This is a genomic window from Streptomyces sp. NPDC088766, from assembly GCF_044750845.1.
Taxonomy (GTDB): Bacteria; Actinomycetota; Actinomycetes; order Streptomycetales; family Streptomycetaceae; genus Streptomyces.
Window position 1 is genome coordinate 142,770 of record NZ_JBIVKQ010000018.1, and the last position, 22,997, is coordinate 165,766.

Below are 22,997 nucleotides of genomic sequence, written 5' to 3' on the forward strand. Positions count from 1 at the left end.
CTCAACTTCCGGTCATCTCGTATCGGTTGACGCCGCGGCGCCATACGGCCAGGGAGAGCGCCAGGGCGCCGGCGGTCACCACGGGCAGCCAGCCCAGCAGGCCGGTGGCGCCGGTCAGCAGGTAGAGGCTCGGCACGTAGGCGGTGAAGGCGAAGGGCAGGACCCAGGTGAGCAGGGCCTTCAGGGAGGGGTGGTAGATGTCCAGCGGGTAGGCGGAGAACTCCGACACCTGGTTGGCCGCGTACATCGCGGGCATGCTCGTCACCGTCCAGAAGGACAGCGAGGCGAACAGCAGCTTCACCGAGGTGTGCACGAGGGCGCCGCACAGCACCAGCAGGGGTGCGAGGACCCACTGCACAGGGGTCGGGGACAGGCCGAGCTCGCTTCCGGCGTAGCCCACCAGCACGGCTCCGACGACGAGTTCGCCGAGTCCGTCGGGGTGGAAGAAGCGCTCCGACAGCAGGGAGAACAGCGGGTCGACCGGCCTGACGAGGTAGCGGTAGAACTCGCCGCGCTGGACGAGTTTGCGGCCCAGCTCCCACAACTGGTCGGTGAAGAGGTGGTCGAGCCCGCGCGGCAGCAGGGAGAACCCCAGCAGGAACAGCACCTCGTGGTACGACCAGCCGCCCACGGCGGGGACCTGGCGGAAGACGAGGCCGACGACCGCCGTCTGCACGCCGACCCGCACCAGGAAGGCGCCCGCGCCTAGCACGAAGTCCGTGCGGTAGGCCGCCAGCCGGTGCAGGCCGACCCCGCCCAGGAACCAGGAGAGCCGCAGGTAGCGCGTCACCGTGCGCGTCATCCGCCGAGCACCTCCAGCCGTCCGAGCGCACCGCGCCACAGTGCGGCGCACAGCAGCGACAGCCCGGCCGCCCAGGCCACCTGCTGGGCGAGCAGCCCGGCGGCGTCCGGCCAGCCGTCGTAGCGGCCGAGCAGCAGGGTCAGGGGGCCGTCGACCATCCCGCGGAAGGGCAGGGCACGGGCGAGTGCCGCCAGCGGGCCCGGCATCAGCGCGAGGGGCACGAGCTGTCCGGCGAAGAAGGCGACGACGCTCTGCTTGACCATCCGCACGCCCCAGGTGTTGGTGGTGAGGAAGCCCGTCATGCCGGTCAGCAGGTTCACGCAGAACGCCAGCAGCACCGAGAGCGCGGTGGAGAGCGCGAACAGCAGCAGATCGGCCGGCCGGGGCGCGGTGAGCGGGACGAGCAGCGCGAACAGGCCGAGGACCGGCAGCCCGACCAGGACGGCGTTGGCCCCCACCACCGGCAGGCAGGCGAAGAACCGCACCACCGGATAGCTCACGGGGCGTACGAGCATGACGGCGACGTCGCCCCGGTACACCTCGGCCGCGACCTCGTCGTCCACCCGGTTGGCGTGCAGCACCTGAAGGATCTGGGCCATCAGCAGGTAGGTGGTGATGTCCCGCACGGTGAAGCCGCCGGGGCCGCGGCCGGGCGTGCCCGCGTACACGGCGCGCCACAGGAAGACGGTCACCGCGGCGCCGGCGGCCGCGGTCATCGCCGTCATCGCGAACATCGAGCGGTACTGCAGCAGGGACTGCAGGCCGCTGGTGGCGAACGGCAGGTAGCGGCGCGTGCGGGCGATCACCGGGTGCCCTCGCGTACGGGTCCGGCGGTGCGGGAGCCGCCGTAGATCTTGCGGAGCACGTCCTCCAGGGCCGGTTCGGGGGCGTACCAGTCGGCGAGGTCGAAGCGGTCCAGGAGGAAGGCGAGGACCTGGCGGGAGGTGTAGCGGCCGGTCGGGTAGTCCACGCGGACCCGGCCGTCGTCGTCCGGAGTGACGCGCACGCCCGGCAGGCCGGCCTCGATGCTCTGCCGGGCCGTCGCGGCCGAGGTGCCGTCCCGGTGGTCGAAGACGACCGACCGGTGGTCGGCCGTGCGCAGCAGGCCCTGCAGGGTCCCCTGGTGGACGACCCGTCCGTGGTCGACGACCAGGGCGCTGTCGCAGATCGCGGCGATGTCCGCGATGTCGTGGCTGGTGAGCACCACGGTGGTGCCCAGCTCCCGGTGGGCGCGGTTGACCAGGTGGCGCACCGCGTCCTTGAGCACCATGTCGAGGCCGATCGTCGGCTCGTCCCAGAACAGCACGGCGGGGTCGTGCAGCAGGCTGGCCGCGATCTCGGCGCGCATGCGCTGCCCCAGGCTGAGCTGGCGCACCGGGGTGGAACCCAGGGCGCCGATGTCGAGGAGTTCCCCGAAGAGGGCGAGGTTGCGCCGGTAGACCGGTTCGGGGATGTCGTAGATGCGGCGCAGGATGCGGAAGGAGTCGGGTACCGACAGGTCCCACCACAGCTGGCTGCGCTGGCCGAAGACGACGCCGATGGTGCGGGCGTTGCGCTGCCGGTTGCGGTACGGCTCCAGCCCGGCGACCAGGCAGCGGCCGGAGGTGGGGGTCATGATGCCGGTCAGCATCTTGATGGTGGTCGACTTCCCGGCTCCGTTGGCGCCGATGTAGGCGGTCTTGGTGCCGGCCGGTATCTCGAAGGAGACGTCGTCGACGGCGCGCACGACGCGGTACCGGCGGGTGAGGAGGGTGGAGAGGCTGCCGGCCAGGCCCGGTTTGCGTTCGGCCAGCCGGAACTCCTTGACGAGACGCTCCGCGACGATCACGCGACCACCTGCTCGACGGCCCGTTCCAGCAGGCTCAGGCCCTCGTCCAGCAGGGCCTCCTCGATCGTGAACGGCGGTGCCAGGCGCAGGATGTGGCCCCCCAGGGAGGTGCGCAGTCCCAGGTCGAGGGCGGTCGTGTAGACGGCGCGCGCCATGTCGGGGGCGGGGGTGCGGCCGACCGGGTCGGTGACGAACTCCAGGCCCCACAGCAGCCCGAGGCCGCGGACCTGGCCCAGCTGCGGGAAGCGGGAGCCCAGGGCGCGCAGGCGGTCCTCCATGAGCGCGCCGAGGACGCGGACGCGTTCGATCAGCCGGTCGCGTTCGACGACTTCGAGGGTGGCGCGGGCGGCGGCGATGCCCAGCGGATTGCTCGCGTACGTCGAGGCGTACGCCCCCGTGGTGGCCGCCTCCGGCCTGCGCAGCAGCTCGCCGCGGCCGGCCAGCACGGCGAAGGGGAACCCGCTCGCGGTGCCCTTGGACAGCATCGCCAGGTCCGGTTCCACGCCCAGGAGTTCACTGGCGAGGAAGGCGCCCGTGCGGCCGCCGCCGGTGAGGACCTCGTCCGCGACGAGGAGGACGCCGTTGTCCCTGCAGGCGTCGGCTATGCGCTCCCAGTAGCCCGGCGGCGGCACGATCACGCCGGCCGCGCCCAGGACGGGTTCGAAGACCAGCGCGGAGACGTTGGGCTTCTCGGCGATGTGCCTGCGCACGAGTGTCGCGCACGCCACGTCGCACGACGGGTACTCGAGTCCCAGCGGGCAGCGGTAGCAGTAAGGGCTGTACCCCAGAACGCTGTTGCCGCTGAACGCCTGGTGGCCGATGTCCCAGTGCACGAGCATCCTGGCGCCCATGGTCTTGCCGTGGAAGCCGTGCCGCAGGGCGCCGATCCGGTTGCGGCCCGGCGGCGCGGTCGCCTGGACGACCCGCAGGGCGGCCTCCACCACCTCCGCGCCGGTGGAGAAGAACGCGTAGGTGTCGAGCTGCTCGGGCAGCAGCCTGGCCAGCAGTTCCAGGAGTCCGGCGCGGTCCGGTGTGGCGCTGTCGTGCACGTTCCACAGGCGGCGGGCCTGAGCGGTGAGTGCCTCCACGACCTCCGGGTGCCCGTGTCCCAGGGACTGGGTGAGGGTGCCTGCGGCGAAGTCGAGGTACTGGTTGCCGTCCAGGTCGGTCAGCACGGGACCGCGTCCCTCGGCGAACACCCGGCGTCCGTGGACGGCTTCCTCGGAAGCGCCCGGTGCCAGGTGCCGGGCCTCCCGGGCCAGGTGCTCTGTCTGCCGTAAGCCTGTCATCGCTGCCCCTGCTCGTCGGGCGGAAAGCACGTGACCGCCGATGAACTGCGGTGCGGCGCACCACTGTTGGCGGGTTCGGCGCTGAGTCAAACACTTGAACGCACAACCCTGCAAGTCTTTGCTGATGGTTTCAGAAAGTGGTTGCGGAAAGTTGCCGCGCTCTGCTTGAGTCGATGTGCTTACGGCGGCACCACGCCTCACGTTCGAGGAGGGACCTGTGAGAACAAGCCCCCAGACCGACCCGCCCCACCGGAGGTCGAGGTGAAAGCCCTGGTCCTGGCAGGTGGTACGGGCAGCAGACTCAGGCCCTTCACCCACACCGGCGCCAAGCAGCTCCTCCCCATCGCCAACAAACCCGTGCTCTTCTACGCCCTCGAGTCCCTCGCCGCGGCCGGCATCCGCGATGTCGGCGTCGTGGTGGGCGAGTACGGCCGGGAGATCCGTGAACGGACCGGCGAGGGCGCCGCGTTCGGGTTACGCATCGAGTACCTCCGGCAGTCCCGCCCGCTGGGCCTCGCGCACGCCGTGCGCATCGCCCGCGACTTCCTGGGCGACGACGACTTCCTGCTGTACCTGGGGGACAACTACCTCCAGCAGGGGGTCACCGACTTCGCCCGCCGTGCGGCGGCCGACCCCGCGGCGGCCCGGCTGCTGCTCACCCCGGTCGAGGACCCCTCCGCCTTCGGCGTCGCGGAGGTCGACGCCGAAGGGAACGTGCTGGGCCTGGAGGAGAAACCCGACAGCCCCCGCAGCGCCCTCGCGCTCATCGGGGTGTACGCCTTCAGCCCGGCCGTGCACGAGGCGGTACGGGCCATCACCCCCTCCGCGCGCGGCGAACTGGAGATCACCCACGCCGTGCAGTGGATGATCGACCACGGACTGCCCGTCCGGGCCGACACCACCACCCGGCCCTGGCGGGACACCGGCAGCGTCGACGACCTCCTGGAGGTCAACCGGCACGTCCTGGACTCGGTGGAGGGCCGCATCGAGGGCAAGGTCGATCCGCACAGCACACTGGTCGGCCGGGTGCAGGTGGCCGAAGGCGCGATCGTGCGCGGCTCGCGCGTGGTGGGCCCCGTCGTCATCGGCGCGGGTGCCGTCGTCAGCAACTCCAGCGTCGGCCCCTACACCTCCATCGGGGAGGACTGCCGGGTCGAGGACAGCGCCATAGAGTTCTCCGTCCTGCTGCGCGGGGCCCAGGTGGAGGGGGCGTCGCGCATCGAGTCCTCCCTCATCGGCCGCGGCGCCGTCGTACGTCCGGCTCCCCGGCTGCCGCAGGCCCACCGACTGGTGATCGGCGACTACAGCAAGGTGTACCTCACCTCATGAACCGGATCCTCGTCACCGGCGGAGCGGGTTTCATCGGCTCCGCCTACGTCCGCCACCTCCTGGCGCCCGAAGGGTACGACGGCACCGCGGTGACCGTCCTCGACAAACTCACCTACGCCGGCAGCCTCGCCCGCCTCCGCGCCGTGCGCGACCATCCCGACCTGACCGTCGTCCAGGGCGACGTGTGCGACGCGGCTCTGGTGCACGAACTGGCCGGTCGGCACGACCAGATCGTGCACTTCGCGGCCGAGTCGCACGTGGACCGCTCCATCGCCGACGGCGGCTCCTTCACCCGCACCAACGTGCTGGGCACCCAGGTCCTGCTCGACGCCGCGCTCCGCCACGACGTGCGCACCTTCGTCCACATCTCCACCGACGAGGTGTACGGCTCCCTTCCGCACGGGGCGGCCAAGGAGAGCGACCAGCTGCGTCCGACCTCGCCGTACGCGGCGTCGAAAGCCGCCTCGGACCTCATCGCGCTGGCCCACCACCACACCCACGGCCTCGACGTGCGGGTCACCCGATGCTCGAACAACTTCGGCCCCCACCAGCATCCCGAGAAGCTCATCCCGCGCTTCCTCGCCTGCCTCCTGTCCGGCGGCACCGTCCCGCTCTACGGCGACGGACAGCACGTGCGCGACTGGCTGCACGTCGACGACCACGTCCGGGCCGTCGAACTCGTCCGCCGATCGGGCCGGCCGGGAGAGGTCTACAACATCGGGGGCGGCACCTCGCTGCCCAACCTGGAGCTGACGCACCGGTTGCTCGAGCTGTGCGGCGCGGGTCCGGACCGGATCTCGTACGTCCCCAACCGCAAGGGCCACGACCGGCGTTACGCGGTCGACCACAGCAAGATCACCGCCGAGCTGGGCTACCGGCCGCGCACCGACTTCGCGACCGCCCTGGCCGACACCGCGGAGTGGTACAAGCGGCACGCGGACTGGTGGGGCCCCCTGTTCGCCGCCACGTGAGGCGACGACGCCCGCAGCCGTCGCAGGGGAACGGCCGGCGACCCGGCGCGCACCCGGTAGCCGGCACCGCACGAACGCCGACGGGTCAGCGCCGGTCCACCGGACGCCGACCGCTGCGCGGACCGGCGGAGGTGGAGCCCCGCACCACCAGCTCCGGCATGAAGACGAACTCGGTGCGGGGCGGTGGCGTACCCGTCATCTCCTCCAGCAGCGCCCCCACGGCGACCTGGCCCATCGCCTTGACGGGCTGCCTGACGGTGGTGAGGGGCGGATCGGTGAAGGCGATGAGGAGGGAGTCGTCGAAACCGACGACCGAGACGTCGCCGGGCACGTCCAGACCCCGTTGCCGCGCGGCCCGCACGGCCCCGAGCGCCATCATGTCGCTGGCGCACACGACGGCCGTGCAGCCCCTGTCGATCAGCGCCGCGGCCGCGGCCTGACCGCCCTCCAGGGTGAAGAGGGAGTGCTGGACCAGCTCCTGCGACTCCTGGGCCGTCAGCCCCAGCTGCTCGCGCAGGCCGGTGCGGAATCCCTCGATCTTGCGCTGCACCGGCACGAAGCGGCCGGGCCCCACCGCCAGGCCGATACGGGTGTGCCCGAGCTCCGCCAGGTGCGCCACGGCCAGACGCATGGCGGCCCGGTCGTCCGGGGAGACGAAGGGAGCCGCGATCTCGGGGGAGAACCCGTTGACGAGCACGAAGGGCACGTGCTGTTCGTGCAGCCGGTCGTAGCGTCCGGTGTCGGCGGTGGTGTCGGCGTGCAGGCCGGAGACGAAGATGATGCCGGACACCCCGCGGCTCACGAGCATCTCCGTGAGTTCGTCCTCGGTCGAGCCCCCCGGGGTCTGCGTGGCCAGCACGGGGGTGTACCCCTGACGCGTCAGCGCCTGTCCCATCACCTGGGCCAGCGCGGGGAAGACGGGGTTGTCCAGCTCCGGTGTGATGAGGCCGACCAGCTCCCCGCGGCGCTGCCGCAGCGGTTGTTCACCGCCCAGCGCGTCGAGCGCGGCGAGCACGGAGTCACGGGTGTCCGAGGCCACGCCGCGCGCGCCGTTGAGCACGCGGCTGACTGTGGCCCTGCTGACCCCCGCCTGGGCTGCGATGTCGGCAAGCCGCGCGGTCATGGCAGTGAACTGTACCCGCCGGCCCCATGTGTGCCCAGGGCACGGGGCGTGCCCGGACCGCGCCGGGACGCCCCTCTCGCGCGCCCCGGCAGGCCGCCGGGGAGACGTCCGCACAATGGCTGAAACTGCTTGCAGCAAAATGCAGCAAGTGCTTTCGGAGTCCTTTTCGATCCTGTTACGTTCCTGGCAACCCCGGCGCCGCGCAGGAGCGGTTCGCGTGAGGCATGTCGGCCTCCGCCCATTTCCGGGACCACCCATAGGAGTTCACATGCGGCGTGGCATTGCGGCCACCGCGCTGATCGCGGCCCTGGCCATGACGGCCTCGGCGTGCGGCGGAGACGACGACGGCCAGAACGGCGCCGAAGGCGGGGGCAAGGAGCTCTCGGGGACCGTCACCTTCTGGGACACCTCCAACGAGGCGGAGAAGGCGACCTACCAGGCCCTGGCCGAGGGCTTCGAGAAGGAACACCCGAAGGTCGACGTCAAGTACGTCAACGTCCCCTTCGGCGAGGCGAACGCCAAGTTCAAGAACGCGGCCGGCGGCAACTCCGGCGCCCCGGACGTGATGCGCACCGAGGTGGCCTGGGTCGCGGACTTCGCCAGTATCGGCTACCTCGCCCCGCTCGACGGCACGGCCGCCCTCGACGCGGAGTCGGACTACCTCCCCCAGGCCGCGGCCAGCACCCGCTACGAGGGCAAGACGTACGCGGTTCCCCAGGTGATCGACACCCTGGCACTGTTCTACAACAAGAAGTTACTGAACAAGGCCGGCGTCCGGGCGCCGGCGTCCGTCGCCGAGCTGAAGACGGCCGCCGCGAAGATCACCGAGAAGACCGGTGCGACCGGGCTCTACCTGCGCGGCGACGACCCGTACTGGTTCCTGCCCTACCTCTACGGCGAGGGCGGCGACCTGGTCGACGAGAAGAGCAGGACCGTCACGGTCGACGACGCGGCCGGGGTGAAGGCGTACGCGGTCCTCAAGGACCTGGTGGACAGCAAGGCCGCCATCACGGACGCGTCCGACGGCTGGAACAACATGGAGAACGCCTTCAAGTCGGGCAAGGTCGCCATGATGCTCAACGGCCCGTGGGCCATCGAGGACGTACGGGCGGGAACCGAGTTCAAGGACGCCGCCAACCTCGGAGTCGCCCCCGTGCCGGCCGGCACCGCCCGGCAGGGCTCACCCCAGGGCGGCTGGAACCTCTCCGTGTACGCGGGCTCGAAGAACCTCAACGCCTCCTACGCCTTCGTGAAGTACATGAGCTCGGCCAAGGTGCAGCAGCAGACCACCGAGAAGCTGAGCCTGCTGCCCACCCGCGCGTCCGTCTACGAGGTCCCGGCCGTGGCGGACAACGAGATGGTGAAGTTCTTCAAGCCCGCCGTCGACAAGGCCGTCGAACGGCCGTGGATCGCCCAGGGCAACGCCCTCTTCGAGCCGATCCGGCTCCAGATGGCCAACGTGCTGTCCGGCAAGACCAGCCCGCAGAAGGCGGCCGCGAACACCGGCGACGCCTACCGCAAGCTGCTCAAGGACTACAAGTAGACCAGGGGAGCTGACCGGCACATGGCTGTCGAAACCAGTCTGTCGGCGGCGAAGGCCGCGGGCGCCCCAGGCGCCCCCGGCCACCGCCGCCGCACCGACCACAAGTCCCCGGGGCGGCTGCGCAGAGCCCTGACCACCCACTGGTACGCCTGGAGCATGGTCGCCCCCGTGGTGGCCGTGATCGGCGTCATCATCGGATATCCCCTGGCGCGCGGAGTCTGGCTGTCCTTCACGGACGCGAACGAGGCCAACGTCGAACGCACCATCGGCGTCAACCACATACCGGCGACCTACGACCACGTCGGTCTCGACAACTACAAGGCCATCCTCCAGGACGGCGTCTTCTGGGACCGGCTCGGCTGGACCGTGGTGTGGACCGTCAGCTGTGTGGCGCTCTCCTTCACCCTCGGCCTGGTGCTGGCCGTCATGCTCAACCGCAGCTTCAGGGGCCGCTCCCTGTACCGCACGGCACTGATCCTGCCCTGGGCGGTGCCGGCGTTCGTCTCCGTGTTCACCTGGCGCCTGCTGTTCAACGAGCGCAGCGGCCTGTTCAACGAACTCCTCGCCGGAGCCGGCTTCGACCGGATCTCCTGGCTGAACGACCCGACCTGGGCGAAGGTCTCCGTCATCACCGTGAACGTCTGGCTCGGGGTGCCGTTCATGCTCATCGCCCTCCTCGGCGGACTGCAGTCCATCCCCGGTGAGCTCTACGAGGCGGCCGAGATGGACGGGGCGAGCCCCTGGCAGCGCTTCCGCCACATCACGCTGCCCGGCCTGCGGTCCGTCTCGAGCACGGTCGTCCTGCTCAGCGCCATCTGGACCTTCAACATGTTCCCGGTCATCTTCCTGCTGACCCGGGGCGGCCCCGGAGACGCCACCGAGATCCTGGTCACGTACGCCTACCGCATGTCCTTCGTCATCAGCCCGCGCGACTACGCGACATCCGCCGCCTGGGGCGTGCTGATCCTGTTCCTCCTCGCACTCTTCGCGACCGCCTACCGCCGTTCGCTGCGCACCCAGGGAGACACCTGGTGACCGACGACACGCTCGCTCCGGACGTCGCCGGCACGAAGCCATCGGTCCCCGCACGCAAGCGCGGCGACCGCGGCCCGCTGGCCTCCCTCGGACTGCACCTGACACTGCTGATCGCCTCGGTGGTCGCCGTCTTCCCGCCGCTGTGGCTGCTGGTGACCTCCTTCAAGCCCAAGACGGACGCGTTCGACACCTCCCTGGTCAAGGACTTCACCCTCGGCAACTACGGCCACGTCGTGCGGGACACCGACTTCACCTCCTGGCTGCAGAACTCGCTCGTGGTCGTCGGCCTGACCACGGTGATCGGCGTCTTCATCTCCGCCACCACCGGCTACGCGGTGAGCCGTTTCCGCTTCCCCGGCATGCGCCCCCTGATGTGGATGCTGCTGCTCACCCAGATGTTCCCGGTCGCCGTGCTCATCGTGCCGCTGTACAACCTGCTCGCCGACCTCGGGCTGCTCAACCAGCCGATCGGCCTGGTCGTCACCTACCTCACCGTGGCGGTGCCGTTCTGCGCCTGGATGATGAAGGGGTACTTCGACGGGATCCCGGTCGAGATCGACGAAGCCGGCCGGGTCGACGGACTGAATCCGTTCGGGACGTTCTGGCGGCTGGTGCTGCCGCTGGCCAGGCCGGGGCTCGCCGTCACCGCCTTCTACACCTTCATCACCGGCTGGGCCGAAGTGGCCTACGCCTCCGCCTTCATGACCGGCGAGGAGAACCTCACGCTCGCCGGAGGCCTCCAGACGTTCGTCAACCAGTACACGAGTGACTGGGGTTCGCTGACCGCGGCCGCCGTGATCATCGCGGTCCCCGCCGCGGTCGTCTTCGGGCTCGTCCAGCGACACCTCGTCTCGGGCCTGACCGCCGGCGCCACCAAGTCCTGACCGCCCCCACATCCCAGGCAGGAAAGACATGACCCAGTACGTCGCTGAACCCAGCACGCACACCGAACCCTCCGGCCCGGGCGAGCGCCCGCAATGGTGGCGGGAAGCGGTGATCTACCAGGTGTATCCGCGCAGTTTCGCCGACAGCGACGGCGACGGCGTCGGCGATCTCCAGGGCATCCGCTCCCGGCTGCCCTACCTGAGGGACCTCGGCGTCGACGCCGTCTGGCTCAGCCCCTTCTACGTCTCCCCCCAGGCCGACGGCGGCTACGACGTCGCCGACTACCGGGCCGTCGACCCCGTCTTCGGCACCCTGCTCGACGCGGACGAACTGATCCGCGAGGCACACCTCCTGGGGCTGCGCGTGATCATCGACGTGGTCCCCAACCACTGTTCGGACCAGCACGACTGGTTCCAGCGCGCCCTGCGCGAGGGCCCCGGGTCCCCGCTGCGCGACCGCTTCCACTTCCGGCCGGGACGCGGGCCCGCGGGGGAGGCTCCTCCCAACGACTGGGAGTCCATCTTCGGCGGCCCCGCGTGGACGCGCACCGAGAACCCGGACGGCACACCGGGGGAGTGGTACCTCCACCTCTTCGCCCCCGAGCAGCCCGACTTCAACTGGGAGAACCCCGCGGTGCGCGACGAGTTCCGGTCGGTGCTGCGCTACTGGCTCGACATGGGCATCGACGGCTTCCGGATCGACGTCGCCCACGGGCTGGTCAAGGCCGCGGGACTGCCCGACATGGGCCGCACCGGCCAGCTGCAACTGCTCGGGACCCAGTCACTGCCCTTCTTCGACCAGGACGGCGTGCACGAGATCTACCGTTCGTGGCGCAGGATCCTCGACGAGTACCCCGGTGAGCGCATCGGTGTCGCCGAGGCGTGGACGCCCAGTGCCGAGCGCACGGCGAACTACCTGCGCGCCGACGAACTGCACCAGGCGTTCAACTTCCACTACCTGGGCGCGGGCTGGGACGCCGGCGCGCTGCGCCGGGCCATCGACGAGTGCCTCGACGCCATGCTCCCCGTCGGCGCGCCCAGTACCTGGGTGCTGTCCAACCACGACGTGGTCCGGCACGCCACGCGTCTCGCCGAGGGCAGCGCCGAGCAGGGGCTGCGCCGGGCCCGCGCGGCGACGCTGCTGATGCTGGCGCTTCCCGGCTCGGCCTACCTGTACCAGGGCGAGGAACTCGGCCTGCCGGAGGTGACGGACCTGCCGGACGAGTCGCGGCAGGACCCGTCCTTCTTCCGGGACAACGGACAGGACGGGCTGCGCGACGGCTGCCGGGTGCCCGTCCCGTGGTCGCGGACCGGGCCGACGTACGGCTTCGGACCGGTCGCGGGCGGGCCGAGCTGGCTGCCGCAGCCGGGTACCTGGGGGAACCTGTCGGTCGAGGCCCAGTCCGGCGACCCCGGTTCCACACTGGAGCTCTACCGCAGCGCGCTGGCGTTGCGCCGCGAGCATCCGGCGCTCGGTGCCGGCGACCGGGTCGAGTGGCTGGACGCCCCCGAAGGGGTTCTCGCCTTCCGGCGTACCGCGCAGGGCCCCGGTGACGGACCGTGGAACGGCGACCTCGTCTGCACCGTCAACCTGACCGGCGCGCCGGTGCGGTGGACGCCTCAGGGGCGGCCGCTGCTCAGCAGTCGCGGTCCGGTGGGCGAGGACCACGCGGCCGGGCTTCCCGCGGACAGCACCGTCTGGTGGGCGGCGTGACCCTCTCCTTATCGCGGGGCGCCGAGAGCGGCGCCCCGCGGCTCACCGACATCGCCGCCCAGGCCGGGGTCAGCGAGGCCACCGCGAGCCGGGTGCTCAACGGCAGACCCGGCGTCGCCCCCACCACCCGGCGGCGGGTGGTGGCCGCGCTCGACGTGCTGGGCTACGAGCGGCCCGTACGCCTGCGCCAGCGCAGCGCCGGCCTGGTCGGGCTGGTCATCCCGGAACTGACCAACCCGATCTTCCCCGCCTTCGCCCAGGTCATCGAACAAGTGCTGGCCGGGCACGGGTACACGCCCGTGCTGTGCACCCAGATGCCCGGTGGATCCACCGAGGACGAGCTGGTCGAGCAGTTGGAGGACCGGGGCGTCACGGGCATCGTCTTTTTGTCCGGGCTGCACGCGGACACCACGGCCGACCCCTCCCGGTACCACAAGCTCGCCTCCCGCCGCGTTCCGTTCGTACTGGTGAACGGCTACAACGAGCACATCACGGCGTCCTACGTCTCCTCCGACGACCGGTCCGCCGTGCGGATGGCGGTGCGTCACCTCGCCGATCTGGGCCACGAGAGGGTCGGGCTCGCCGTCGGGCCCACACGCTTCGTGCCCTCGCGGCGCAAGGCCGAGGGGTTCGCGACGGCCGTGCACGCGCTCTGCGGGACGCCGGTCGCCGAGGCGGACCGCAGTGTCGAGCGCACCCTGTTCACGGTGGAGGGAGGCCATGCGGCCGGCGCGGCGCTGCTGGACAGGGGCTGTACGGGCATCGTCTGCGGCAGCGACCTGATGGCCCTCGGGGTGATCCGAGCGGTGCGCGATCGCGGTCTGGATGTCCCGCGTGACGTCTCGGTCATCGGTTTCGACGACTCCCCGTTGATCGCCTTCACCGATCCTCCGCTGACCACGGTGCGTCAGCCGGTGCAGGCGATGGCGACCGCCGCGGTCGGCGCGCTGCTGGAGGAGGTCGGGGGGAACCCGGTGCAGCGCACGGAGTTCGTCTTCCAACCGGAGCTGGTCGTGCGCAGTTCCACGGCCCGGCGGTCCGGGTGAGCCGAGCGGCCGGGGGGAGGCTCCGCAGCCGGCCCTGGTCGGGGCGGCGGGGCGGCACGAAGGCTGCGGAGCCCCGATCTGGAGGTCCGGTCCGGCGGGTCGTGCGCGTGGACCCCGACAACGGTGCGGGTCTCCGATCCGCCGGACCGGACGTTGATTGAACGTAACACCTCTGAAACGCTTACGAAAGGGTTTGCAAAGCTCCAACTTCCTTACTGCTCAACGATTTCGAGGTTTGAGGCGGAAGAACCGGGTGCCTCTGCGAGGAGGGTTGACCGATCCTCCGGGGGCTCGTACGGTCTCGGTCGCAAGGGCTTGCTGATGCTTTTCAGCAAGAATCGTCAAAGGCCTGTCGTGCACGGCGCGTTGCTGCGTAGGGCCTCTCATCCCCAATGTGGTGGATCAGGAGGAACGATGGTCAAGAAGACCGTGACCGCTGCACTCGCCCTGCTGGCGGGAGCCGCTGTGGTCGTCACGGCGCCCACGACCGCGCAGGCGGACCCGCCGGGCGACAAGGACGTCACCGCCGTGATGTTCGAGTGGAACTTCGCGTCGGTCGCCAAGGCCTGCACGGACCAGCTCGGGCCGGCCGGATACGGGTACGTGCAGGTCTCACCGCCGAACGAGCGGGTCCAGGGACCGCAGTGGTGGACGGCGTACCAGCCCGTCAGCTACAAGATCGGCACGCGGCTGGGCGACCGCAGCGCCTTCAAGAGCATGATCGACACCTGTCACGCCGCCGGCGTCAAGGTCGTCGTCGACACGGTCATCAACCACATGGCCAACAGCGCCGGCACCGGGACCGCGGGCTCGAGCTACAGCAAGTACGACTACCCCGGCACCTACTCCGCGTCCGACCTCGACGACTGCAAGACGGACATCAGCAACTACGGGGACCGCTGGAACGTCCAGCACTGCGAGCTGGCGGGCCTGCCCGACCTGGACACCGGCGAGGAGTACGTCCGCAAGACGATCGCCGGCTACCTCAACGACCTGCTCTCCCTCGGCGCGGACGGCTTCCGCGTCGACGCGGCCAAGCACATCGCGGTCGACGACCTCGCCAACATCAAGAGCCGCCTCACCAACCCGGGCGTCTACATGAAGCTGGAGACCATCGGAGCCGCCGGCGAGGCCGTGCAGCCGGGCGAGTACACCGGGGTGGGCGACGTCCAGGAGTTCGGCTACGGCAGGGACCTGAAGCGGATCTTCTCCGGTGAGAAGCTGTCGTACCTGAAGAACTTCGGCGAGGCCTGGGGATACCTCTCCAGCGGCAAGGCCGCCACCTTCGTCGCCAACCACGACACCGAGCGCAACGGCCAGACGCTGTCCTACAAGGACGGCGCCAACTACACGCTCGCCCAGGTCTTCAGCCTCGCCTGGCCCTACGGCTCGCCCGACGTCCAGTCCGGCTACGAGTTCAGCAACAACGACGCGGGCGGACCCAACGGCGGCCAGGTCAACGCCTGCTACACCGACGGCTGGAAGTGCCAGCACGCCTGGCGCGAGATCGCGAGCATGGTGAAGTTCCGCAACACCGCGGGCAGCGCCGCCGTGACCAACTGGTGGGACAACGGCAGCAACGCCATCGCCTTCGGCCGCGGCGACAAGGCCTACGTCGCCATCAACCACGAGTCCTCGTCGCTGAACCGCACCTTCCAGACGTCGCTGCCCGCCGGCACCTACTGCGACGTGCAGAGCGACAAGCCGGTCACCGTGAACGGCTCCGGCCAGTTCACCGCCACCCTCGGCGCCAACACCGCGCTCGCCCTGCACACGGGGGCGACCAGCTGCGGCGGCTCGGGCGGGGACCCGGGCAACCCCGGAGACCCCGGGGACACCACCACCGGCGCCTCGTTCAGCGTCAACGCCACCACTGTCCTCGGCGAGAACATCTACGTCACCGGCAACAAGTCCGAGCTCGGCAACTGGAACCCCGCCGCCGCGCTCAAGCTCGACCCGGCGGCCTACCCCGTCTGGAAGCTCGACCTCGCCCTCCCCGCCGGTACCTCCTTCGAGTACAAGTACGTGCGCAAGGACGCCTCCGGCAAGGTCACCTGGGAGAGCGGGAGCAACCGCACCGCCACCGTCCAGTCCAGCGGCAAGACACTGCTGAGCGACACCTGGCGCAGCTGAAGCCGGGCGAACGCTCCGTCTCGCCGACCGAAGGCCCGCCCGGTTCGCCGTACGACGGCGAACCGGGCGGCCCGCCGTGCCCGCACCGGTTCCTGCCGTGGCGGACACGGCGGCCGATCCCGTTCGACCGGTGAGGAGAAAGGCCCCATGTCCGGTTTACCGTCCCGGCGCAGAACCGCCCGGGTTTCGGCCGTCGCACTGTTCCTGTCGGTGCTGCCGGCCCTGCCGTCCACCATCCCGCCCGCCGGCGCCGCGACTCCACGGCCGCCGTCCGACCGCGCGCTCGCCCGCACACCGGCGCGGCCCGCACCGTCGCGCGAGCAGTTCTATCTCCTGCTGCCCGACCGCTTCGCCAACGGAACCACCGCAAACGACGACGGCGGCCTGACCGGCGGCCGTTCGCAGACCGGCCACGACCCGACCGACAAGCACTTCTACCAGGGCGGCGACCTCAAGGGACTGACCGACAGGCTCGACTACATCAAGGGTCTGGGCACCACCGCGATCTGGATGGCACCGGTCTTCAAGAACAGGCCCGTGCAGACCATGAACGGCACGGAGACGGCCAGCTACCACGGCTACTCCATCACCGACTTCACCCAGGTCGACCCGCACTTCGGCACCAACGCCGAGCTCGCGGAGCTCGTCGACAAGGCCCACGCCAAGGGCATGAAGGTCTTCTTCGACGTCATCACCAACCACACCGCCGACACCGTCGACTACGCGGAGCAGAAGTACGGCTACCGCTCCAAGGGCGCCTACCCCTACCTCGACACCGAGGGCCGGCCCTTCGACGACAGCATCCGCGTGGGCGAGGTCGACGAGGACAGCTTCCCGTACACGCCGCGCACCCGCGCCGGCGAGACCGGCGTCAAGGTCCCGGCGTGGCTGAACGACCCCACGATGTACCACAACCGGGGCGACTCCACCTTCGCCGGGGAGAGCGCCCTGTACGGCGACTTCATCGGCAACGACGACCTGTGGACCGAGCGGCCCGAGGTCGTCGAGGGCATGCGGCGCATCTACGAGAAGTGGGTGCGGGACTTCGGCATCGACGGTTTCCGCGTCGACACGGCGAAGAACGTCAACATGGCCTTCTGGACACAGTGGGCCACGGCACTCGACTCCTACGCGGCCCGGCAGGGCAAGCGGGACTTCTTCATCTTCGCGGAGGCCTTCTCCGCGGATCCGGTCGTCATGGCGCCGTACCTGACCGAGGGCCGGCTCGACGCCACCCTCGACTTCCCCCTCCAGGCAGCGGTCCGCAACTACGCCTCCCGCGGCGGTCCCGCGGGCGACCTCGCGCACGTCCTCGCCCAGGACTACCGTTACACCACCGACAAGGCCGACGCCTACGGCGAGGTGACCTTCCTCGGCAGTCATGACATGGGGCGTATCGGAGGCTTCGTCGGTCAGGACAACCCGGGCGCGTCCGATGCCGAGTTGCTGCGGCGTGACCGGTTCGCGCACGAGCTGCTGTTCCTGTCCCGGGGCAACCCCGTGATCTACGCGGGCGACGAGCAGGGCTTCACCGGACCGGCGGGTGATGTGTACGCCCGGCAGACGATGTTCGCGTCGAAGGTGGCCGAGTACCTGGACGACGATCAGATCGGTACGGGTCGTACGCATGCTTCGGACGCGTACGACCCGTCGCATCCGCTGTACCGGTCGATCGCTGCTCTTTCGCGGTTGACGAAGCGTCATCCGGCTTTGCGTGACGGGGTGCAGGAGGAGCGGTACGCGGACGAGGGGCGGGGTGTGTACGCGTTCTCGCGTACGGATCCGGGGCAGCGGGTGGAGTACGTCGTCGCGGTGAACAACGCCGATACGGCGCGCACGGTGGGGGTGCCGACGTACACGGCGGGGATGGACTTCCGTGGTGTGTACGGGTCTTCGGCGCGGGTGACCAGTGGTGCCGACAGGAAACTGACGGTGGAGGTGCCGCCGTTGTCGGCGGTGGTGCTCGAGGCCGCGAGGCCGCTGGGGTTGCCGGCCGGCGGGCCGTCGGTGTCGGTGAGGGTGCCGGCGGCGGGTGCCACGGGTGATGTGGAGATCGGCGCGGACGTGGACGGCGGGCCGCTGGGCCGGGTGGTCTTCGCCGCGCAGGTCGGCGACGGGCCGTGGCGGACGCTGGGTTCGGCCGACCACGCGCCGTTCAAGGTGACTCAGCACCTGCCCGACACGGTGCGTGCCGGAACGGCCCTGCGCTACAAGGCCGTCGTCGTCGACGGTGCCGGACGCACCGCGGGCGACACCGCCACCACCACCGCCGGACAACCGCCCGTCCCCGAGAGACCGACGGCGCAGCGACACCACGCGGTCGTCCACCACCGGCGTGCCGACGGCGACTACGACGGCCTGGTGCTGCGGACCGCCGACGGTACGACGGCACGGTTCGTCGGCCGCGACGCCTACGGGGCCTTCGCGTGGATCACGCCCGGCACCGGCACCGGCACCATCCGCTTCACCGTGGAGAAGGACGGGGCCGCCGACGGGCCCGCGCGCGCATTCGACTTCGCCGCCACCGGCGAGGTGTGGACCGAGGAGGGCAGCGCGACCGTCCGCAACGCCAGGCCCAGGGCCGCCTACCCGCCGCAGGACCGCAAGAAGGCCGTCCTGCACTACCACCGGCCCGACGGCGACTACGCGGGATGGGGCCTGCACACGTGGACGGGGTCCGCCGATCCGCCCGAGTGGAACGACCCCGTCCTGCCGGTGCGCCAGGACTCCTTCGGGCTCGTCTTCGAAGTGGCGCTGAACGACGGAGCCGCCTCGCTCAGCTACATCCTGCACAAGAAGGAGGAGAAGGACATCCCCCTCGACGAGGCCCTCGACTTCTCCCTGTACGGCCACGAGGTCTGGCGCGTGGCGGGCGAACCCACCTACCTGACGCCCTCTCCCGGCGGCGCCTTCGGGCTCGACCTCGGCACGTCGGAGGCCGCCTGGATCGGTGACGACACCGTCGTGTGGGCGGGTGAGGGCAGCGGCGTCGCCAGTCAGCAACTCGTGTACGCCACCGAGGGCGACCTCACGATCGAGAACGGCGCCCTGTCCCACGAGGGGCAGTGGCTGCGGCTCGTACCGACCGAGCTGACCGACGCCCAGAGAGCGCGCTACCCGCAGTACGCGCAGGCCGCGGCGTTCCGCGTGGACCCGAGGGACCGCGACCGCATCGGCCAGGCACTCGCGGCCCGGCCGATAGCCACCCAACGCGCCGACAGCGGTGCCCTGCTGGGCGCCACCGGCGTGCGTATCGAAGACAACCGACCGGAGGGATCCAGCAAGTGATCGGCTCGTTCCTGGACCGAAGAGACCAGAGGGACCCAAGAGGCCCCACCACCGCGGCCGCCTCCGTCGTCGTGGCCGCACTGCTCGCCACGGCGCTGAGCACCCCCCAGCCGGCGGCCGCGGCGCCCCGCCCGCCCGGGCCGCCCTCCGACGCCCGGCTGGCAGCCGAGCCGGCCCGCCACGACCTGACCCGGGAGCAGTCCTACTTCCTGCTGCCCGACCGGTTCGCCAACGGCTCCACGGCCAATGACCGCGGAGGACTCGCCGGCGACCGGACCACGACGGGCTTCGACCCGACGGACAAGGGTTTCTACCAGGGCGGCGACCTCAGGGGCCTGATCAAGAAGCTCGACTACATCAAGGGACTGGGCACCACCGCCATCTGGATGGCGCCCATCTTCAAGAACAAACCGGTGCAGGGCGGCGGCGAGTCCGCCGGCTACCACGGCTACTGGATCACCGACTTCACCCAGGTCGACCCGCACTTCGGCACCAACGCCGAGCTCGCGGAGCTCATCGACAAGGCCCACGCCAAGGGCATGAAGGTCTTCTTCGACGTCATCACCAACCACACCGCCGACACCGTCACGAACGCCGAGAAGAAGTACGGCTACCGCCCCAAGGGCGCCTACCCCTACCTCGACACCGAGGGCCGGCCCTTCGACGACAGCACCCGCATGGGCGAGGTCGACCGCGACAGCTTCCCGTACACACCCGTGGTGAACGAGGACGAGACCGACACCAAGGTCCCGGCGTGGCTGAACGACCCCACGATGTACCACAACCGGGGCGATTCGACGTTCGTCGGCGAGAGCGGCCTGTACGGCGACCACACCGGTCTCGACGACCTGTGGACCGAGCGGCCCGAGGTCGTCAAGGGCCTGGAGAAGATCTACCAGAGGTGGGTCAGGGACTTCGACGTGGACGGTTTCCGCGTCGACACGGTCCGCAACGTCGACATGCCGTTCTGGACGCAGTGGGCGACCGCGATCGACGCCTACGCCGCGAAGAAGGGGCGCAAGGACTTCTTCGTCTTCGGCGAGACCCTCTCCTCCGACCCGGCCGTCACCGCGCCCTACGTCACCCGGGGCCGGCTCGACGCCACCCTCGACTTCCCGTTGCAGAACGCGATCCGCGGCTACGCCTCCCAGGACAAGCCGGCGAGCACCCTCTCCGACGTCCTCGCCCAGGACTACCGCTACACCACCGACAAGGCCAACGCCTACGAGCAGGTGACCTTCCTCGGCAACCACGACATGGGCCGTATCGGGAGCTTCGTCAGCCAGGACAACCCGGGCGCGTCCGATGCCGAGTTGCTGCGGCGTGACCGGTTCGCGCACGAGCTGCTGTTCCTGTCCCGGGGCAACCCCGTGATCTACGCGGGCGACGAGCAGGGCTTCACCGGACCGGGCGGGGACAAGGGCGCCCGGCAGACCCTCTTCGCGTCGAAGGTGGCGGACTATCTGGACGACGATCAGATCGGTACGGGTCGTACGCATGCTTCGGACGCGTACGACCCGTCGCATCCGCTGTACCGGTCGATCGCCGCTCTCTCGCAGTTGACGAAGCGTCATCCGGCTTTGCGCGACGGGGTGCAGGAGGAGCGGTACGCGGACGACGGCGCGGGCGTCTACGCGTTCTCGCGCACGGATCCGGGGCAGCGGGTGGAGTACGTCGTCGCGGTCAACAACGCCGACAAAGCGCGCACGGTGGCAGTGCCGACGTACACGGCGGGGATGGACTTCCGTGGTGTGTACGGGTCTTCGGCGCGGGTGACCAGTGGTGCCGACAGGAAACTGACGGTGGAGGTGCCGCCGTTGTCGGCGGTGGTGTTCAAGGCGGCGAGGCCGCTGGGGTCGCCGGCCGTGAGCCCGTCGGTGTCGGTGAGGGCGCCGGCGGCGGGTGCCACGGGTGATGTGGAGATCGGCGCGGACGTGGACGGCGGGCCGCTGGGCCGGGTGGTCTTCGCCGCGCAGGTCGGCGACGGGCCGTGGCGGACGCTGGGTTCGGCCGACCACGCGCCGTTCAAGGTGACCCAGCACCTGCCCGACACGGTGCGTGCCGGAACGGCCCTGCGCTACAAGGCCGTCGTCGTCGACGGTGCCGGACGCACCGCGGGCGACACCGCCACCACCACCGCCGGACAACCACCCCGTCAGCCCAAACCGAGCGCCGTGGACCGCGACTACGCCGTCGTGCACTACCGGCGCACGGCCGGCGACTACGACGGCTGGCAGCTCAAGTCCTCCGCGGGCACGGCGGACTTCACCGGCCGCGACGCGTACGGGGCCTTCGCCTGGGTCAAACTCGACGACGGCGCGGCCGACGTGACGTACACCGTCGAGAAGGACGGCGCCGCGGACGGCCCGCAGCGCACGGTCGAGACGGCCAGGACCGGTGAGGTCTGGATCGAGCAGGGCAAGGACGGGCAGGCGGTGACGGCCCCCGAGGGCGCCTACCCGCCGCAGGACCAGAAGAAGGCCGTCCTGCACTACCACCGCGCCGACGGCGACTACGACGGCTGGGGCCTGCACACCTGGACCGGCGCCGCCAGTCCGACGGACTGGTCCAAGCCGCTGCAGCCGGTCGGCAGGGACACCTACGGCGTGACCTTCGAAGTACCCCTCGCCGACGGAGCGACGTCCCTCAGCTACATCGTCCACAAGGGCGACGAGAAGGACATCCCCAGCGACCGCTCCCTGGACTTCGCCTCGCACGGCAAGGACGTCTGGCTCGTCGGCGGCCACAGCACCTACCTGCTGCCGACCGTGGGCGCCGCCCCCGACCTGGACCTCGGCACCTCGAAGGCCCAGTGGATCGACGCCGACACGGTGGTGTGGAAGGTGAAGGCCACCGACGCCACCAGCCAGCAACTCGTGTACGCGCCCGAGGGCGACATCACCGTCGAGGACGGGGCTCTCTCCCACGAGGGCCACTGGCTCCGGCTGACACCGGCCACCCTCAGCGACGCGCAGAAGAGCACCCACCCGCACCTCAAGGACTACCCGGCCTTCACGGTCGACCCGCGCGACCGCGACCGCGTCCGCACCGCCCTGCGCGGCCAGGTCGTCGCCACCCAGCGGGCCGCCAACGGGGCGCTGCTCGCAGCGACGGGCGTGCAGGTCCCCGGCGTCCTCGACGACCTCTACGCGGGCGCGACCAGGGCCGGCCTGGGGCCGACGTTCCGCGACGGCCGTCCCACCCTGGCCGTCTGGGCGCCGACCGCGCAGAAGGTCGCCCTGGAGATCGGCGGCTCCACCGTAAGGATGAGGCGCGACGACGCCACCGGCGTCTGGTCCGTGACCGGCCCGAAGTCCTGGAAGAACAAGCCGTACCGGTACGCCGTCACGGTGTGGGCGCCCAGCGTCCGCCAGATCGTCACCAACAAGGTCACCGACCCCTACTCGGTCGCCCTGACCGCGAACTCCGCCCGCAGCCTCGTCGTCGACCTGAAGGACAAGTCGCTGACACCGCCGGGGTGGTCCGGGCTGCGCAAACCGAAAGCCGTTCCGCTCGAGGACGCGCAGATCCAGGAACTGCACGTGCGGGACTTCTCCGCCGAGGACTCGACCGTCCCGGCGGCCGAGCGGGGCAAGTACACCGCGTTCACCGAGAAGAACTCGGCGGGCAGCAGGCATCTGCGTGCGCTGGCCGGGGCCGGCACCTCCTACGTGCACCTGCTGCCGGTCTTCGACTTCTCGACCGTTCCGGAGAAGGCCGCCGACCGGGCGACGCCGGGATGCGACCTGGCCTCCTACGCCGCGGACTCCGACAAGCAGCAGGCGTGCGTGGCGAAGACCGCCGCGAAGGACGCCTACAACTGGGGCTACGACCCCTACCACTTCACGGTCCCCGAGGGCTCCTACGCCACCGACCCCGACGGCACGGCCCGTACCGTGGAGTTCCGCAAGATGGTGAAGGCGCTGAACGAGGACGGCCTGCGGGTCGTCATGGACGTCGTCTACAACCACACCGTCGCCGGCGGCCAGGCGGACACCAGCGTCCTCGACAA

Annotated in this window: 14 protein-coding genes and 1 pseudogene; 10 read left to right on the plus strand and 5 right to left on the minus strand. The window is 70.5% G+C overall.

The genetic code is table 11. The annotated features are described in order from the left end of the window. Position 1: 1 nt before the first annotated feature. From ACIP5W_RS24240 to ACIP5W_RS24255, 4 genes are read right to left on the minus strand one after another with little or no spacing between them, the layout of a single operon-like run. Entirely contained in the window at positions 2–802 is an 801-nt protein-coding gene (locus ACIP5W_RS24240; RefSeq protein ID WP_401477218.1) for an ABC transporter permease, read from the minus strand. Continuing rightward, entirely contained in the window at positions 799–1,608 is an 810-nt protein-coding gene (locus ACIP5W_RS24245; RefSeq protein ID WP_401477221.1) for an ABC transporter permease, read from the minus strand. Before ACIP5W_RS24245 ends, ACIP5W_RS24240 begins: the two co-directional genes overlap by 4 nt. Beyond that, the gene (locus ACIP5W_RS24250) at positions 1,605–2,630 is read right to left on the minus strand and encodes an ATP-binding cassette domain-containing protein (RefSeq protein WP_401477224.1); all 1,026 of its coding nucleotides are present in this window, start codon (positions 2,628–2,630) and stop codon (positions 1,605–1,607) included. Before ACIP5W_RS24250 ends, ACIP5W_RS24245 begins: the two co-directional genes overlap by 4 nt. Next, positions 2,627–3,919 carry an aspartate aminotransferase family protein gene (locus ACIP5W_RS24255; protein ID WP_401477227.1) on the minus strand — a complete coding sequence of 431 codons (1,293 nt, stop codon included), beginning with the start codon at positions 3,917–3,919 and terminating at the stop codon, positions 2,627–2,629. The genes ACIP5W_RS24250 and ACIP5W_RS24255 overlap by 4 nt, the downstream gene beginning before the upstream one ends. A 261-nt stretch (positions 3,920–4,180) precedes the next feature. On the opposite strand from ACIP5W_RS24255, the gene ACIP5W_RS24260 reads away from it, so the two are divergent. Then, positions 4,181–5,248: a glucose-1-phosphate thymidylyltransferase gene (locus ACIP5W_RS24260; protein ID WP_401477230.1), complete on the plus strand. Its 1,068-nt coding sequence runs from the start codon at positions 4,181–4,183 to the stop codon at positions 5,246–5,248. Continuing rightward, positions 5,245–6,219 (plus strand): dTDP-glucose 4,6-dehydratase, encoded by a 975-nt coding sequence (rfbB, locus tag ACIP5W_RS24265; RefSeq protein WP_401477233.1) that lies wholly within the window; start codon positions 5,245–5,247, stop codon positions 6,217–6,219. The genes ACIP5W_RS24260 and rfbB overlap by 4 nt, the downstream gene beginning before the upstream one ends. 85 nt (positions 6,220–6,304) lie before the next feature. Here rfbB and ACIP5W_RS24270 read toward each other — a convergent pair whose 3' ends face one another. After that, positions 6,305–7,342 (minus strand): LacI family DNA-binding transcriptional regulator, encoded by a 1,038-nt coding sequence (locus ACIP5W_RS24270; RefSeq protein WP_401477236.1) that lies wholly within the window; start codon positions 7,340–7,342, stop codon positions 6,305–6,307. 268 nt (positions 7,343–7,610) lie between these two features. Here ACIP5W_RS24270 and ACIP5W_RS24275 point away from each other — a divergent pair, with 268 nt between their 5' ends. The 8 genes and pseudogenes from ACIP5W_RS24275 to ACIP5W_RS24310 all read left to right on the plus strand — a co-directional run. Further along, positions 7,611–8,885 (plus strand): extracellular solute-binding protein, encoded by a 1,275-nt coding sequence (locus ACIP5W_RS24275; RefSeq protein WP_401477239.1) that lies wholly within the window; start codon positions 7,611–7,613, stop codon positions 8,883–8,885. A gap of 21 nt (positions 8,886–8,906) precedes the next feature. After that, entirely contained in the window at positions 8,907–9,920 is a 1,014-nt protein-coding gene (locus tag ACIP5W_RS24280; protein ID WP_401477242.1) for a carbohydrate ABC transporter permease, read from the plus strand. Positions 9,921–9,997: 77 nt separating this feature from the next. Next, a complete protein-coding gene (locus tag ACIP5W_RS24285) occupies positions 9,998–10,804 on the plus strand; it encodes a sugar ABC transporter permease (RefSeq protein WP_401477270.1) in 807 nt (268 codons plus the stop codon). Between the two features lie 28 nt (positions 10,805–10,832). Further along, a complete protein-coding gene (locus tag ACIP5W_RS24290) occupies positions 10,833–12,518 on the plus strand; it encodes a glycoside hydrolase family 13 protein (protein WP_401477245.1) in 1,686 nt (561 codons plus the stop codon). After that, positions 12,506–13,564, plus strand: coding sequence for a LacI family DNA-binding transcriptional regulator (locus ACIP5W_RS24295; protein WP_401477248.1), 1,059 nt, complete (start codon positions 12,506–12,508; stop codon positions 13,562–13,564). Before ACIP5W_RS24290 ends, ACIP5W_RS24295 begins: the two co-directional genes overlap by 13 nt. A gap of 414 nt (positions 13,565–13,978) precedes the next feature. Beyond that, positions 13,979–15,697 (plus strand): carbohydrate-binding module family 20 domain-containing protein, encoded by a 1,719-nt coding sequence (locus tag ACIP5W_RS24300; RefSeq protein ID WP_401477251.1) that lies wholly within the window; start codon positions 13,979–13,981, stop codon positions 15,695–15,697. Positions 15,698–15,844: 147 nt separating this feature from the next. Next, positions 15,845–18,949, plus strand: a pseudogene (locus ACIP5W_RS24305) (alpha-amylase family glycosyl hydrolase); the annotation flags it as partial. A 47-nt stretch (positions 18,950–18,996) separates the two neighbouring features. Further along, positions 18,997–22,997 (plus strand): alpha-amylase family glycosyl hydrolase (locus tag ACIP5W_RS24310; protein ID WP_401477273.1); only part of this gene is annotated, 4,001 nt, incomplete at its 3' end.

What these genes read in the sequence shown, in the direction of transcription:
- ACIP5W_RS24270 (WP_401477236.1), bottom strand. Translation starts at nt 7,342, where the DNA reads ATGACCGCGCGGCTTGCCGACATCGCAGCCCAGGCGGGGGTCAGCAGG.
- ACIP5W_RS24240 (WP_401477218.1), bottom strand. Translation starts at nt 802, where the DNA reads ATGACGCGCACGGTGACGCGCTACCTGCGGCTCTCCTGGTTCCTGGGC.
- ACIP5W_RS24290 (WP_401477245.1), top strand. Translation starts at nt 10,833, where the DNA reads ATGACCCAGTACGTCGCTGAACCCAGCACGCACACCGAACCCTCCGGC.
- ACIP5W_RS24300 (WP_401477251.1), top strand. Translation starts at nt 13,979, where the DNA reads ATGGTCAAGAAGACCGTGACCGCTGCACTCGCCCTGCTGGCGGGAGCC.
- rfbB (WP_401477233.1), top strand. Translation starts at nt 5,245, where the DNA reads ATGAACCGGATCCTCGTCACCGGCGGAGCGGGTTTCATCGGCTCCGCC.
- ACIP5W_RS24255 (WP_401477227.1), bottom strand. Translation starts at nt 3,919, where the DNA reads ATGACAGGCTTACGGCAGACAGAGCACCTGGCCCGGGAGGCCCGGCAC.
- ACIP5W_RS24280 (WP_401477242.1), top strand. Translation starts at nt 8,907, where the DNA reads ATGGCTGTCGAAACCAGTCTGTCGGCGGCGAAGGCCGCGGGCGCCCCA.
- ACIP5W_RS24275 (WP_401477239.1), top strand. Translation starts at nt 7,611, where the DNA reads ATGCGGCGTGGCATTGCGGCCACCGCGCTGATCGCGGCCCTGGCCATG.